The following is a 15,613-nucleotide window of genomic DNA, read 5'->3' on the forward strand; positions in this document are numbered from 1 at the left end:
GGCGATGTTAAGCCATAACCGGGGGAGCCCTTCCACATTTCTGATAAATAACTACTTCATGCTTAAATAAGGTGTTTTTTGTAAGATAATGATAGCTGCTTACCGCAAGCCTGATAGCCTGGTAGGATTGACACGAGAAGTAAACCGGGTCTGAACTGAAATGACAGATGTTACAGGTGTCATTTTCTTTCCTGGACTGATCGTGGTCTGCTTTTGTATAGGAAGCATGATGGTGCGTGTGTAAAGAAACAGCCAGCTGCCCTGCAACAAAAGTAAACAGCAGTACAACGGCAATACATCTGATGAGGAAATTCTTTTTCACAGCCCTAATGAGCAAAGCTAATGATAAAAGCTTTTAAACGCAGCTATGTTGCAAATTCTAATCCTTTTCTAATGTTTGCCGGGTTGCCATCAAGAATACCTGGTATGGTGCCGACAGTATTAAAAATAATAGCTTACTGCTTGTCTTTGCAGTGCTCACAAATGCCGGAGATCAGCATATTGATGTTTTGAGCAGTGTAGCCCTTTGGCAGGTGCAACGGAGGCAGGTGAAAATCTTTCAGGCAATAGAGTTGTTCGCATTTTGTACAGTTAAAATGTACATGCTCGTCATGATGATGCCCCGCTACACAATTATCCGTACACATGGCATAGTTAGCCGTGCCATTGACGTCAATGATCTTATGTAAAATGCCTTTCTCTTCAAACGTTTTCAGGATACGGTAGAGGGTAACCCGGTCTATATCTTCTTTGATGTTTTTCTCCAGGTATGGCTGCGAGGTTGCGCTCTCGCGAGAGGCAATCATTTCCAGCACGGTTAAGCGCGGCGATGTAACGTGCAGGTTATTTTTTTGCAGAAGTTCCGTGAATTCCTGTACCATATACAAATATACAAAGATTAATTTTAGCGCGGCTTTGCCCGGTGTGTCACCATAGATAGCGTAAACGACATGCTGTCTGCATTTGATCATTATCCCGATTGCAGCTTTTTTAACATAAAATCAACAGATAATTAATCATTCTAATTACTAACTTTAGGATTTATATCAATGGAGCAGATGAATGATCAGCAATTGTGGACGTTGTTTTTACAGGGAGACCAGCAAGCCTATCATGACATCTATGCACTTTACTATCAGAACCTGTACAGCTATGGCCTCCGGAAAGTTAACGAACCCGAGTTGGTGCGCGATTGTATCCAGGATCTGTTTGTCAATCTTTGGTCGGGGCGGAAGAATTTAAACTCGACGGATAATATTAAATATTACCTGCTGGCGTCGTTAAAAAACCTGCTGATCAGGGCTGCTACGCAAAATACCCGTTGGCAGGGGATAGATGCAGATACCTTAAACCAGTTCCAGTTAGAATTTAACCTGGAATCTGAATATATCCGCAAAGAGAACATGAGTTTGCAGGCCAAAGCGCTGATGGATGCACTGGATCAACTAACTCCGCGGCAAAAAGAAGTGCTTTATCTCCGCTATTTTGAAGAACTAAGCTTTGAAGAAATTGCAGATTTGCTGGATATATCTGTAAGAGCAGTCTATAAGTTGGGATATCGCGCAATTGATGCGCTTAAATTAATATTGAACCTCCCTAAATCCGATATTTTAATGTTATTGGCTACATATCGGATAGAAATTTCCCTTTCTGCAGGGCATTTCTTAAGATAATATTAAATTATTTTAAAATTTTTTCTTTTTCGTGGGTCAAAATCAGAAGTAAGATGCTTTGTATTATTGATAACACCTTAAAGTGTTTGATAATACATGCAAAAATTTGACGATTATTCGTTTGATGACTTTTTAGAAGACATTTCATTCATCAGGTTTGTGAAAAACGGGCCGCAAGGCAATGATGATGTATGGCAGCAATGGGTGGTGAGCAATCCGCCCAATCTGGATACGTATTCCCAGGCAAGAAGATATATACTGACAGCCATAAGTATTACCCCTGTTAAAGATACCGAAGAGAACCGCTCTGCAGTATGGGCTAAAATTAATAGCCGTATCGCCCGCCAGGCTAAAATAGCGGTCATGACAAAGCGCATTAAAATATGGAGCTATTCTGCTGCTGCTGCGTTGCTGTTATTTGCCTGCGGGTACTGGTATGTTACTTCGCAAATTATTATTCAAACCGGTTTTGGCGAACAGCGCTCGGTTACCCTGCCGGATAACAGTATCGTTAAACTGAACGCCAATTCGGCTTTGCGTTATCCCCGCGCATGGCGCATACATGGCGTACGTGAAGTATGGTTAAATGGCGAGGCTTTCTTTAGGGTGCAGCACCTTAATAAGCAGCCGCAGCAGGTTAAACCTTCCGAGCGATTTGTGGTACACGCCGGCGTGGTACAGGTGCAGGTATTGGGTACAGAATTTAACGTAAAGAGCCGTCGTAACCATGTGACGGTATCCCTTACCAAAGGTAAGATCGGTGTGAGCACCGGTAAAAATAATCCGCAGTTTATTCTTGCGCCGGGCGAGGCGGTTAGGTACCAGGATAAGAAGATCGTCCGTACGGCAATCAACCGGATGAATAACCAGCCGCTGGCCTGGACCAAAAATCAAATGATTGTTAACGGGATAACCGTTGCCGGTATTATCGAAAATTACGAGGATACTTACGGCGGCCATATTATTCTTGAAAACCCGGCACTGGGAAACAAGCGGATTGACGGCACCATTTCTATGACCAGTAAGGACGCTACCATTTATATGCTGGCCAACTTATTGAATGCCACCGTGGAACCGCGGAACAATGGGGTCTATTACATTAAACTAAATCATGTAAAATAATTAACTAACAAACCCAACTACTTTAAACTATCGATTTATGCACAAAACTATTACCCGATTAACGGGATGCTTGTTGCTTGCCTTTTTTTTAGGGTGCTGCTTCAACGTTTCGGCACAAAAGACGGCTTCGCAAATTCCCCTCAGCGAAGCCGTAAAGGAAATTGAGACCAGGTTTAATGCGCATTTTGCCTATGAACACGGTTTACTTGACGATAAATTTACCACACGCCCGCTGCTAAAAGGTAAATCACTGGAAGACGTTTTAAAGAACGTATTGTATCCCAACAACCTGATCTTCCTGTACGTTAGCGAAAATACCTATTCTATAGTAGCGCGTAGCAGTACCTTTTTTACAGGAATGGCCCCGGCAAATTCGGTAGCTATTACAGTATCAAAGTCTGCCACGGGTGATGATGCACACAGCTTACGCGGCAGAGTTACCGATGAAAACGGCACAGCTATAGCTTATGCTAATGTGTGGGTAAAAGGTACCAACCAAGCTACACGGACTAACGATGAAGGTGATTTTCTTTTACCAGCTGTGAAGAGCAGCAGTGTGATCTTGTTTAGTATGGTTGGTTATAACAGCCAGGAAATTGTAGTTGGCGACCAGATTAAGCTTTTTGTAAAACTGCAGGCTAACAAGACCATGCTTAACGAGGTGAATATTATCAGTAACGGTTACCAAACTTTACCAAAAGAACGCTCAACAGGTTCTGCTGCTATACTTACCAGCGCCGATATCGCCTTACGTCCGCAAACTAACCTGATAGATCGTATTGAAGGTCTTGTTCCCGGCGTTCAAGTCAATGTGCTATCCGGCGACCGCGGCTTTTTTTACCAATCAGGATCCACCACTGCTACTACCCAGGTGGCACTAAAATCTGGTGTGCGTAACGTAGGTACCTTTGATTACTCGACAAACATACGCGGAAGAAGTACACTAACTGGAGAATCAACACCGTTGATTGTGTTGGATGGTGCTATTACAGAAATGGACCTGGCTACTCTTAACCCTAATGATGTTGAAAATATTACCTTTTTGAAAGATGCTGCTGCTGCTTCAATTTGGGGGGTACGTGCCGCTAACGGCGTAATTGTAATTACCACTAAGAAAGGTAAGCAAAACCAAAAGCCTTCGATCAACCTGTCTACTACCCTTACTTTTGGTGAGAAGCCTGATATCAGTTACTACAAAACCATGAACTCTGCTCAGCAGCTTGGTTATGAAAAAGAATTGGTTACCCGCGGGTTTTTACCGGCGATAACTGCAACCGACTATTATTCGGCCAGCTATCTGGTTTCTCCGGGCACGTATTTGGCACAGCAACTTAAAGCGGGTACTATTAGCCAGTCGCAATATGATAACCAAGTAGCAGCGTGGAGCGCTATCGATAACCGCTCGCAAATTTCCAAGTATTTTTATCAGGGCGAACAAAGCCAGCAATACAACTTCTCTGTAAACGGCGGCACTGATAACTCTAACTACTATTACGGCGTTTCTTACAGCCAGCAACGCCCTACAGAAATAAGGGACTATGGCAAACGCTTAACCGCAACCTTAAATAACAGTTGGAAACTATTTAACTGGGCTACTTTATCTACCAGCTTTAAAGGGTCATTCTTCAATCTGGTAAATAACGGCCTCAACTTATACTCTCTTTATACCCCTTCAAACAGTACTTTACTGCCGTATGAGTTAATTGCGGATGGAAACGGTAACGGTATTTCTTATGACCGTTTGAACCCCGCTTATACGTCTACGCTTTCATCAAAATACAAAAACTGGCAATACAACTATTTGAACGAGCTTGGTTACAACGATAATACCGAGAAAGACAATAATTACGTTTTCAACGTCAATTTAAAGGTTCCTATTTATAAGGGGTTGTCGGCAAGCGGCATTTTTAATAACGAACGGACTTTTAGCGCGATCAGAACTTATCAGGATCCTAACAGCTATTTTATGCGCAATATTTTAAACTATTTCACTTATCCAACAGCGGTGAGCAATAGTTTAGGTATTACTAACGGCGGGTATTTAAACCAGGTGAACACTAATCAAAATAACTATAGTTTACGTGCCCAACTGGATTATAATTATACGTTTGGTAAACACCAGATTACTGCTCTTGCCGGTACGGAAATTCGCGAGACCAATAACGGTCAGAATAGTTTAGGCCTTTGGGGTTACAACACTCAAACCGGTTTAACCAACAGCAATATCAATTTCAGCAACACCCCAACATATACCTACATTGCAGGCTTTAGCCCTACAGATGTTACCGGATTTTATTACGGCGGTTACCCCTCTGCTACTGATATGAAAAGGCGTTTCCTTTCTTATTTCGGTAATGCAGCTTATACTTACAATAACAAATACATCATCTCGGGCAGTGTACGTTATGATGATTATAACAACTTCGGTCTGGACAGTAAGTATCGTGCTACACCGCTTTGGTCTTCAGGTCTTAAATGGAATATCAACCGGGAAGAGTTTCTAAAAGATGTAAGATGGTTAGACCAGTTAGCGCTTCGTGCAACGTACGGGGTTAACGGTAACCTGTCGCTTTCAACTTATCCGTATACCTATATTAGTTTAGGTTCATCGGATGCTACCACCGGGCAAACCTATGCTTCCATTATCGCGCCGGCTAACCCGCAGTTACGTTGGGAAAAAACTTATGTGACCAACTTTGGTGTTGATTTTGGCTTATTTGGCAACCGCCTTAACGGAAGTGTGGATATCTACAATAAAAACTCTAAAGACCTGCTCTATTCTTTCCCGACAAGCTCTGTTTATTTAGGCAGTACCAGTCCATATTTAACACGTAACGCCGCTTCTATGAAAAGCCACGGTATAGATGTTGGCTTAAACGGCACCGTCTTTAAAATTAAGGACTGGAGTTTGGGTGCCGGTATGACCTTCTCTTACAATACCAATAAGGTAACAAGCAGCTATTTCAGCGAATCATTATATTCTAATTATTATGGTTATTACCCTCCTGGCATATCCTACATCACTGGCTATGCTACAGATAAGCTGTTTGTATACCGCAATGCCGGATTGGACGCAAACGGACTTACACAGATCTATGACCATAACGGGAATATTGTAAAGGCGTCCCAAACTACGCTTGGTTCACTTTCTGATCTGAAATACGCCGGACGTACTACAGCACCATACTACGGTGGTTTTAACACAAGTCTGAATTACAAGAGGTTCTCGCTTTTCGCACAGTTTACCTACCAGTTTGGTAACGTGTTCCTGAAACCAAGTATCCAGAATTATATTACCTCTGCTTACAGTAGAACAAACTATGATCTAAGTGCGGATATTGCCAAACGCTGGCAAGCGCCCGGCGACGAAGCCAAAACAGTGGTGCCGGGTTTAAATGGCACGGTCAACCAGGTAAACTACAGTTTGTACCGTTATCAGTACTCAGATATCAACGTTTTAAAGGGTGATTACGTGCGCATGCGCCAGTTAACGCTTAATTACCAATTATCCGGTGCATGGATGTCTAAGTTTAAGATCAAATCTGCACAGGTAGGTGCAACTGCCAATAATTTGGGCTTAATCTGGACAGCTAATAAAGAAGGATATGATCCAAACTTCGTCGGTTATGTTGGCGGTAACCAGGGCTTACCGGCGGCACGTTCTTACACACTTAATATTAACCTTAACTTCTAAGTGCGCGTCATGAAATCAAAATATTTTCTATTCGTAATGTTAGCGGCTGCTGCATCATCATGCCGCAAATATGTTGACATCAAAACACAAGGATCACTTGTGCCAAAAGAAACCAGCAATTATCGCTATCTGCTTAACTACACTTACGCTTACGAACAAGGGCCAAAGTTAGATGATATTGCCTCTGACGACGTTCAGTTAGTTGACGGCAGTAACCAGGTTAAAGCTTTAAGCGGCTCTGATTATTACGGCTGGTTCCCTAAAGCTTATTTATGGAACCCGGTTGTTTACCCAATCGGTAACTACCAGACAGACGATGCGTGGAACGGAATGTACAACACCATTTTGTATTGCAATACCGTTATCGAAGAAGTTCCTGCAAGTACGGGCGGCACTGCGGCAGATAAAGCCGAACTGATTGCTGAAGCTAAAGTACACCGGGCGGATGCCTACCTGATGCTGATGAACACTTATGCAAAGCCGTACAACACTTCAACAGCTGGTACTGATCTGGGTGTGCCGTTGGTATTGGTTGAAACTACGCAGCAGTCGCTCGTACGTCCAAGTTCCCAATCGGTGTATACGCAGATCATCGCAGACCTTAACCAGGCGTTGCCTAACCTGCTGCCACAGCAAAGTTTTAACACTATTCCTTCAAAAGCATCGGCTTATGGCGAACTGGCGAGGTGTTACCTGTATATGAATGATTATGCAAATGCCAATAAATATGCTGATAGTGCTTTGCTGACAAGAAGCACCCTGAACGATTACAGTGCGTCATCTGCGTTTCCTTTGCGTAAAAGCGATCCGGAAATCTTGTTGTCAAAAGTGGCGTCAAGCGGTGTAGGCTATCAGCCTACAATTATGCGCCTGAGCGATGATCTGCTTAACCTGCTCGGTACTAAAGACCAGCGTTATGTACTGTTTACCAAAGATGCGGCAACTTTTGCAGCATCATACACAGATGCAGGCGGAAGGTTCTTTTCGCGGGACAGGATCAATAGCGAGGCTCGTAATATAGGGCCAAACGTGCCTGAAATGATGCTGATCAAAGCAGAATATTACGCCCGTACCAACGATGTTGGCAATGCGCTTTTATGGGTTAATAAACTAAGGCAAAAACGCTTCAAACCTGCTGATTACACAGCGGCTACAGCCTCAACCTCTGCCGATGCGCTTAAGGTTGTTATTGATGAAAGGCACCGCGAGTTCTTCTGTCGCATGTTACGCTGGTGGGATATGCGCCGTTTAAAAAGCGAGCCTGCATTTCAGAAAACCTATACAAGAGTGCTGGGTGGGGTAACTTATACCCTTGACCCGAATAGCAACCGTTACGTGTTTCAGATACCGCCTTACCAGGTGCAGTTAAATCCTGAAATGCAGCAAAATCCATAATACCGAAAGAAAACAAAATGATCAGAAACATCAAACTGCTGTTTATACTGCCGCTGCTGGCGATATCAGTGCTTGCGAGCGCGCAGGATAAACACTTTACCTATGAACCGCTAAGGGCTAAACCTGGCGAAACAATCCAGATTACCTATGACCCGCAAGGGACCCCTTTAGCTGGTAAGAAGAACATCAGCGGGGTAGTTTATAGTTATAACAATTATCATTGGCAGGCAGCAGACCTGCCAATGATACCTTCTGGTAGCGTTTACAAAGCATCTTATACCTTACATAAGCAATGTGGTTTGGCCGCTTTTAAATTCAAAAGTGATGATACCACAGATGTTGGTAACGAAGGGTATGCGATAATGACCACGGATCCAGAACATGCTGGCGTGAATGCCCAAGGGGCTTACGCCGGGTGGGGCTTGCTACGGTCGCAAAGTCGTGGCTATGGTATACCAGACTACTATAAAAACCTGTCTATATCCGATACCGCCTTTTACTACTGGTTGAATAATGAAGTAAAGTGGCATCCGCAGGAGGCCAGCCAGGTTCTGGCTGTTCCGTTTGTGCAATCCTTGTATGCCTACCAAAAAGAAAAGGGTATACCACGTATCAATCGTGTAATTGATTATTTGTATAAAACCGGAGGAGAAGACAACCTGATGCGTATCAGGCAGATTTATATGGGTACATTAAACCGCAAGTCATCTGCGGATTCGCTTGGCGATATTATCCTGTCAAAATACCCTAAAGGCAGCTTAGCAAGGTTAAAGGCCTATCGTGCTTTTACAAGCGAACGCAAGCCCGAACAAATGATAGTTAAGGCCACCGGGTTTTTAGAGCAGTTCCCGCAAACTACCGATGCCCAGTTTGACATACAAAATAACCTGAGCTATACGAACGTTTACCAGGCCATTATTTTGATTTCGGCAATGAAAGGCGACTACGGCCCAATCGAAAAGTATGTTCACGATTTACCCATATCAGGATTAATTAATATTTATTACAAGCTTATCCAGATACCATATGACCGTAAGGATCTGCCGGGTAGCAAGTTGCTGCCTTATGCAAAAATGCTGGTGAGCCGCATGGAAGAAGTAAAGAATAAAGTACCTGCCGAATACTGGTACTTGTCACCTTCGGAATGGCGGGAGCAATATGAGAAATTCACAGTGGCAAGCGTATGGCCTACGCATATCAACCTGTTACTTAAAACCGGAAATTATAACGAGGCTTTGGTGTATGCTGCAAGGGCAGAAAAAAGTTTGAATTATAAAAAGGCTTCGGTTAATGATGACTATGCATGGCTGTTAAATAATGCCGGGCAATATCAAAAAATGAACGAGGTGCTGGTAAAAAGTATTTATCTGAACCAGAGTTCGCCAGAGATGCTGCAACTGCTTAAAGAAGATTATGTACGCAATAATAAATCAGAGCAGGGATTTGACAAGTATTTGAATACGTTAAAAAATCCTGAACTGGCAGCAAAAAGCGCTGAGCAGATCAAGGCGATGAAACGCAATGATGATGTGCCAGATTGGCAAATGACAGGACTTGACGGTAAAGTGGTGAAATTTAAAGAACTGCGGGGTAAAACCGTTGTGCTTGATTTTTGGGCAACATGGTGCGTACCATGCAAAGCCTCTTTCCCGGGTATGAAACTGGCCGTTGAGCATTATAAAAATGATCCTGATGTGGTGTTTTATTTTGTTGACACCGAAGAGCGCGGCGATGCTTATAAACAACAGGTAGCCCAGTTTATAAAAGACAACAACTACCCTTTCCATATTCTGTTTGATAACAGAAAGGCCGGATCTAAACAGAACGACGAGGTTTATGAACGGATATGCAAAGCCTATACTATATCTGGAATACCCATGAAATTGATTATTGCGCCCGATGGCAAGCTGCGCTTTTTAAGTGATGGCTACAAAGGAAGCGCTACTGCACTTGCAGATGAAATAATTGAGATGGTGGAATTTGCAAAGCAAGTTGAAAAGAAATAATGATCAGTAAGTTAGTTAAGCTAGTGATCGCAGGCTGCATGGCGGCCTGCGCTTCACTAAATCCGGCAAACTGTCAAACAGTAGATAACAACGCATTACCTTACAAAGCAGACAGTGTAATTTTTGAGGGTAAGCAAACAGGCTTGCACTACGGCGCAACGATTACCATGCCTAATGGCCCTGGCCGACATACTGCTGTTGTTTTAGTTTCGGGAACCGGGCAGCAGGATCGCGATGGCAAAATGGCGGGGCATAAAATGTTTGCAGAAATTGCCGACTATCTTACGCGTAACGGAATTGTGGTACTACGGGTTGATGATCGTGGTGTTGGTAAATCAAACGGCAACTATGCCACTTCTACAACAGGCGATTTCGCGGCCGATGTATTAGAGGCATTTCATTACTTGCAGACAAGGCCCGAAGTTAATCCGAAACATATTGGCTTGCTTGGCCATAGCGAAGGAGGTATGAGCATCGCAATAGCGGCCTCAAAAGAGCCAAAAGTTGCTTTTCTGATCAGTATTGCCGGTTTGTGTATGGATGGCTATGATGCCCTGATTATGCAGAACCGCGATTTGGTGAACGCGGCGCCCATTAGTAATGATGATAAAAACCGCTATAACCAGATCAATGAGATCATGTTCAAAGCGGCACGACAATATGCAGATTCCGCAAATTTAGATAAGGTGCTGAACGAACGTTACGCGAACTGGAAAAAGACAGACGATGAATGGGTGAAAGCGCATAATATCCAGTTTGATCATTTCCGTTTCCCGATCTGGAGCTACGTAAACCAGGCTACCAGTCCATGGTACCGATTTTTTATTAAGTATGACCCTGCACCGGTACTGGCCAAAGTAAATATCCCGATACTGGCCTTGAATGGAGATAAGGATGTAATGGTAGCGTTTAAAGAAAACCTGGCAAACTGGAAGAACCTGCCCGCTGCCGGTCATGACAAGGATGTTACCACGATCGCTCTCCCTGGTTTAAACCATCTTTTTCTGCCTTGCCAAACTTGCACACCACAAGAATATGCTTCCATAAAAGCACCGTTCTCGCCGGATGCTTTAAAAATAATCGCAGACTGGGTGAAGAAGCGTTTTAAGTGATTTTAGGAGATTAGCTCCTTCTCTTTTTATCAATATAAAAGAGCTGGTGAATAGTTGCTGAACGACAGTTGTGTGATCAGTGGCTGTTCACCAGTTTATTATTGCGGGCCGTTATTATAGACCTGTTGTTTATACGCGCGCGGCGATAGGCCTGTCACGTTTTTAAAGGTCCTGGAGAAATGCGAAAGGCTTTCAAAACCTGTTTGCTCGGCAATGTCAGAATAGTTGGTCTGGCTGGTCACAATCAGGTACTGCGCACGTTCTATCCGTTTTTCGTTAATATAAGCAAGCGGCCGCGATCCGGTGAACTCTTTAAATAATCGGGAAAAATATTCGGGGTTAAGGTTGGCACGTTCGGCCAGGAAAGAAACCGAAAGTGATAAATGCAGATTGACGGCGATAAAGCTGATCGAGTCTAATATTTTTACCGGTATATAGCGTACATCTTTTTGTTTAAATACCTCGGCAGTGGCAAACCGTGCAACCAGTTGCAGCAGCAGGCCCTGCGTTTCCAGGAAATCGGCCATATTCTGCTGGTTGTTTAGCTCCTGGTATTCCTTATAGTAAACATTTTTCTCGTACACCTTCGGGTTGTCAGACCGGTTGATCCCCCGGCCCGGGTTGATCTCCACCAGGCGTTTAAAATTAATCATGTCTATTTCCTTGGCCTTTACCTTAAAGAGCGAGCGGTTATTAGCAAACATGGAAATACCGTCTGAAGATTCTTCAAAGAACTGAACAAAGTACTGGCTAAGGTAACTCTGGCAGGTCATGTTACATAGCGTAAAGCTGGGGATAATGTAAAGGTAGCCTGCTTCCAGTTTTAATACCTTTTCCATATCAGAAATCTCACCCTCACCCTCGTCAATATAGTAGATCCGGTGATACGGGCTGATCACGTTTTTATAATTCCACTTATTGCCAAGTTTTACATGGTCTGTATTAAGCAGGGAAAAGGTATGCCTGAGTACGCGCTTGATCATAAATCTGAAGGACGTAAAAACGAAAATTATAAAAAATATCTGTTTCGTTCAAAAAAAAGTTGGATTTGAACATATTTTACGGTAGTGTGGTGTAATACATTTGATTATTGATAATTAATTAACGCTAACGCAATTAATAGAGATTATCAGCATACCAATTATAGGTTACAACCGTGCAGGGCTATCGAAAAGCGTATTTAATACACGGAGTAGATGCCATGCAGATAGATTAATAAATATTAAACAGCAAAATTTTGCTAAAAGATATATGCCATTGGCGTGATGAATGAGAAGAGCATTTAGCCGGCAATGGTCTCTTAATTAAACCAATTATTAGTTAAACCTAAAATTAGAAGCCGATGAGAAAATAAACGTTACGCTCCTTTAGAAAAAAGAGAAAGGAAAAGTGCTTCCACCACTTCTCCTTTCGACGTCCCTCGTCCGATGTGATACCTTTTTACAGGTGCAGGGGGATTTTTTGTTTCATTTTTCACAATAAAACAATCCTAATGTATGAATAATCATTTACTATCCTTAAATAGCTGGCATAAAATTATCAAAACAGGTTGCTGCCCGCTTTTGATGATTACCGCGCTGGCCGGAAGCGCCTATGGTGCAAATGGAAAAGGGGCTGCTGCAAAATTTGCAGGTATTTCCGCTATGAAGCCCACCAATAATTTACTAAACAGATCAATTTTTGCAGTAACCATCAACGGTAAAGTTACCGACGCAAATGGCGTTGGTTTACCAGGCGTTACGGTAAAAGTTAAAGGCGGTACAACAGGGGCCGCTACAGATACCCAGGGCAACTACTCCATCAGTGCGCCGGACTATAATGTAACCCTGGTTTTTAGTTTCATGGGCTACACGAGTCGCGAAGTTGCAGCCAATGGCCAGAAGGTAGTCAACGTGCAGTTGAAAGAAGAAAACCGTTCGCTTAGCGAAGTAGTGGTAGTAGGCTACGGTACGCAGAAGAAAGTAAACCTTACTGGTTCTGTGGCCACTGTTTCATCAGAACAACTGGATAACCGCCCCATTACACAAACCTCGCAGGCTTTAGCCGGTCTTGCTTCTGGTGTGCAGATACAGTCCGGAGGCAGCAAGCCAGGTGGTGACGGATCAAGCGTAACCATACGTGGTATCGGTACCTTTAATTCTGGCCGGAGCCCGTTGGTATTGATCGACGGTATCGCCGGATCGATAGATGACGTTGCGCCTGATAATATCGGCAGTATCTCTGTTTTGAAAGACGCTGCCTCGGCTTCTATTTATGGTAGCCGCGCGGCCAATGGCGTTATCCTGATCCAGACCAAACGCGGCAAGGCTGGTGCTAACCAGATTGCTTATAACAACTATGTGGGTTGGCAAAAGGTAACCGAGTTGCCCCAGTTTGTAAACTCTGCAACATATGCCCAACTTACAGGTGCGAGTGCGGATATTGTGGCGAAATACGCTGCCGGTACCGACCCGGATAATTACCCTAACGTTTATCACCTGAAAGACCTGTTGAATTCAGGATCGGGTTTCCAGCAATACCACAACGTGAGTTTTTCCGGCGGGACAGATAAGAATACCTACCTGTTCTCTACCAGCTACCGTAACGATAACGGTATTACTGCACGTACCAATAATAAACGCTACGACATTCTTGCCAATATAGACAGTAAGTTGAACGACAGGCTGACGCTGAAAACCAGCATCACCGGGTTTAACCAGATACAAAACGAGCCACAGGCAAGTTACGGTGGTATCACCAATATTATCGGGTTTGCCGTACGTGAGCCTAATACTTATGCCGGGTTAAAATCTGATGGTACTTACGGTCACCAGGATAACTACTCGCCAGAAGCATGGCTGGCCAGCCCGGGTTTCCATAATTTCAGGGGTAAGAATTTCTACGGAAATACGATGCTGACATGGGATATCCTTAAAGGATTATCATTAAGCGGTACCGCTGGTTATCACTATTATACTGGCGTAAACACTACCTATGTGGCTGATGTTTACCTGGATAAAAACACCTATGTAGGTCCTAATAACTTGTCAGAGGCTTTCTATGACGGCCACGAGGTGACTTTGAACGCCCTTGCTAAATATACCAAGTCAATCAAGTCGCATAACTTTACTGTATTGTTAGGTTACTCGCAGGAAGAGCACCGCGATGATAGCTTCTCTGCCTACCGCGATAAATTTCCTAATAACCTGTTGTATCAACTAAATGCAGGTGCAACTACTAATCAACAAAACAGCGGATCAGGTGGTGAGTATGCGTTCCAGTCTTACTTTGGCCGTCTAAATTATGATTACAAAGGGAAGTACCTGTTAGAACTGAATGCCCGGGAAGACGGTGTTTCAAGATTTGCACCCGGTCACCGCTTCGGATTTTTCCCTGGTGCATCTGCCGGATGGCGCATTTCAGAAGAACCGTTCTTCAAAAACAACGTGGTTTGGGTTGACGAGTTAAAGCTTCGCGGGTCATACGGTTCACTGGGTAATGCGAACATCTCTAACTATCCTTATCAATACAACATTAGTACCAGTGTGGGTTATAACTTCGGCGGTACATTAGCGCCTGGTGCGGCAGTAACTTCTGCGGCTAACCCGGATATCCGTTGGGAAACTACCACCTCTATCGACCTTGGCTTAGATTTTGGCTTATGGAAGGGTAAGCTGAACGGTTCAATCGGTGTTTATCAAAGAACTGCGAAAGACATTCTTTACCAGGTACCAGTATCCAGCACATTGGGTTTAAGCGCGCCGACAGTAAATGCAGGATCTTTAAGAAATAAAGGTTTTGAAACCAACCTGACTTATAACGCGAAGATTGGCGGGGTAACATTGGCAGTATCACCAAACTTCTCTTACAACAAGCAACAGGTAATTAAAATTGCCGGTAACCTGCAATCCGTGATCCCTAACTTCTTCCTGGGGCAGCCTTTAAACCCGATTTACGGTTATGTGGCTGACGGGTTATTTAAAGATGCTGCTGATGTGGCAAGCTATCCTACGCAACCTATTGCAGGTAAACCGGGCCAGATCAGGTTTAAAGATATCAGCGGCCCTAACGGCGTGCCTGACGGCAAGGTTGATGCCACTTATGACCGTACCATCATCGGTTTCCAAAATCCTAAAACATCTTACGGTTTAAATATCAACGCGGGGTATAAAGGGTTTGATTTCTCTGTATTATTTGCTGGCTTAGGCGGCTACCAGGAACAAATGGGTTCGTACATGGCTTTTGCCTACTACAATGGGGGTAATATCCAGCAATGGCAGGCTGATAACGCCTGGACACCGAAAAACCCGGATCCTAATGCAAAATACCCTCAGATCACCAACCTTAGCCAGGGTAGTGCCAATGTGCAAACCAACTCTTACTGGAACAGGTCTGGTACGTTCCTGCGGTTAAAAAATGCGCAGATTGGCTATACGCTGCCTGCAAGTATCACCCAGAAACTCCATATCAACAAACTAAGGGTGTTTGCAGGCGGACAGAACCTGTTCAGCTGGAACCATTTCTACCCGGGATGGGATCCTGAAAACATGCAGGGCTCTGGCGACTCGCCGAATTACTACCCTATTACGGCTATCTACACCTTTGGCGTGAACGTTAAATTTTAAGTGTCGA

General features: G+C 43.8%; 10 protein-coding genes. 7 read left to right on the plus strand and 3 right to left on the minus strand.

What is annotated here, in order from left to right:
• Positions 1–7: 7 nt before the first annotated feature.
• Both MUY27_RS01675 and MUY27_RS01680 read right to left on the minus strand, forming a co-directional pair.
• The gene (locus MUY27_RS01675) at positions 8–322 is read right to left on the minus strand and encodes a hypothetical protein (RefSeq protein WP_245128229.1); all 315 of its coding nucleotides are present in this window, start codon (positions 320–322) and stop codon (positions 8–10) included.
• A gap of 133 nt (positions 323–455) precedes the next feature.
• Entirely contained in the window at positions 456–971 is a 516-nt protein-coding gene (locus MUY27_RS01680; RefSeq protein WP_245128230.1) for a Fur family transcriptional regulator, read from the minus strand.
• A gap of 78 nt (positions 972–1,049) precedes the next feature.
• Here MUY27_RS01680 and MUY27_RS01685 point away from each other — a divergent pair, with 78 nt between their 5' ends.
• The 6 genes from MUY27_RS01685 (at position 1,050) to MUY27_RS01710 (ending at position 11,002) form a co-directional block, all read left to right on the plus strand.
• Complete coding sequence (locus tag MUY27_RS01685; RefSeq protein ID WP_245128231.1) at positions 1,050–1,673, plus strand: RNA polymerase sigma factor; 624 nt, start codon at positions 1,050–1,052, stop codon at positions 1,671–1,673.
• A gap of 96 nt (positions 1,674–1,769) precedes the next feature.
• On the plus strand, positions 1,770–2,795 hold the full coding sequence (locus MUY27_RS01690; protein WP_245128232.1) for a FecR family protein: 1,026 nt from the start codon (positions 1,770–1,772) through the stop codon (positions 2,793–2,795).
• Between the two features lie 37 nt (positions 2,796–2,832).
• Positions 2,833–6,489 (plus strand): SusC/RagA family TonB-linked outer membrane protein, encoded by a 3,657-nt coding sequence (locus MUY27_RS01695; protein WP_245128233.1) that lies wholly within the window; start codon positions 2,833–2,835, stop codon positions 6,487–6,489.
• A 9-nt stretch (positions 6,490–6,498) separates the two neighbouring features.
• Positions 6,499–7,884: a RagB/SusD family nutrient uptake outer membrane protein gene (locus MUY27_RS01700; protein ID WP_245128234.1), complete on the plus strand. Its 1,386-nt coding sequence runs from the start codon at positions 6,499–6,501 to the stop codon at positions 7,882–7,884.
• Between the two features lie 17 nt (positions 7,885–7,901).
• On the plus strand, positions 7,902–9,890 hold the full coding sequence (locus tag MUY27_RS01705; protein WP_245128235.1) for a TlpA disulfide reductase family protein: 1,989 nt from the start codon (positions 7,902–7,904) through the stop codon (positions 9,888–9,890).
• Positions 9,890–11,002 (plus strand): alpha/beta hydrolase family protein, encoded by a 1,113-nt coding sequence (locus MUY27_RS01710; protein ID WP_245128236.1) that lies wholly within the window; start codon positions 9,890–9,892, stop codon positions 11,000–11,002. The genes MUY27_RS01705 and MUY27_RS01710 overlap by 1 nt, the downstream gene beginning before the upstream one ends.
• A gap of 98 nt (positions 11,003–11,100) precedes the next feature.
• Here MUY27_RS01710 and MUY27_RS01715 read toward each other — a convergent pair whose 3' ends face one another.
• Positions 11,101–11,985, minus strand: a complete 885-nt coding sequence (locus tag MUY27_RS01715; RefSeq protein ID WP_245128237.1) for a helix-turn-helix domain-containing protein — start codon at positions 11,983–11,985, stop codon at positions 11,101–11,103.
• A 513-nt stretch (positions 11,986–12,498) separates the two neighbouring features.
• On the opposite strand from MUY27_RS01715, the gene MUY27_RS01720 reads away from it, so the two are divergent.
• Positions 12,499–15,606 carry a SusC/RagA family TonB-linked outer membrane protein gene (locus MUY27_RS01720; RefSeq protein WP_245128238.1) on the plus strand — a complete coding sequence of 1,036 codons (3,108 nt, stop codon included), beginning with the start codon at positions 12,499–12,501 and terminating at the stop codon, positions 15,604–15,606.
• Positions 15,607–15,613: the final 7 nt, after the last annotated feature.

It is taken from the genome of Mucilaginibacter straminoryzae (assembly GCF_022953055.1).
Classification (GTDB): Bacteria; Bacteroidota; Bacteroidia; order Sphingobacteriales; family Sphingobacteriaceae; genus Mucilaginibacter; species Mucilaginibacter straminoryzae.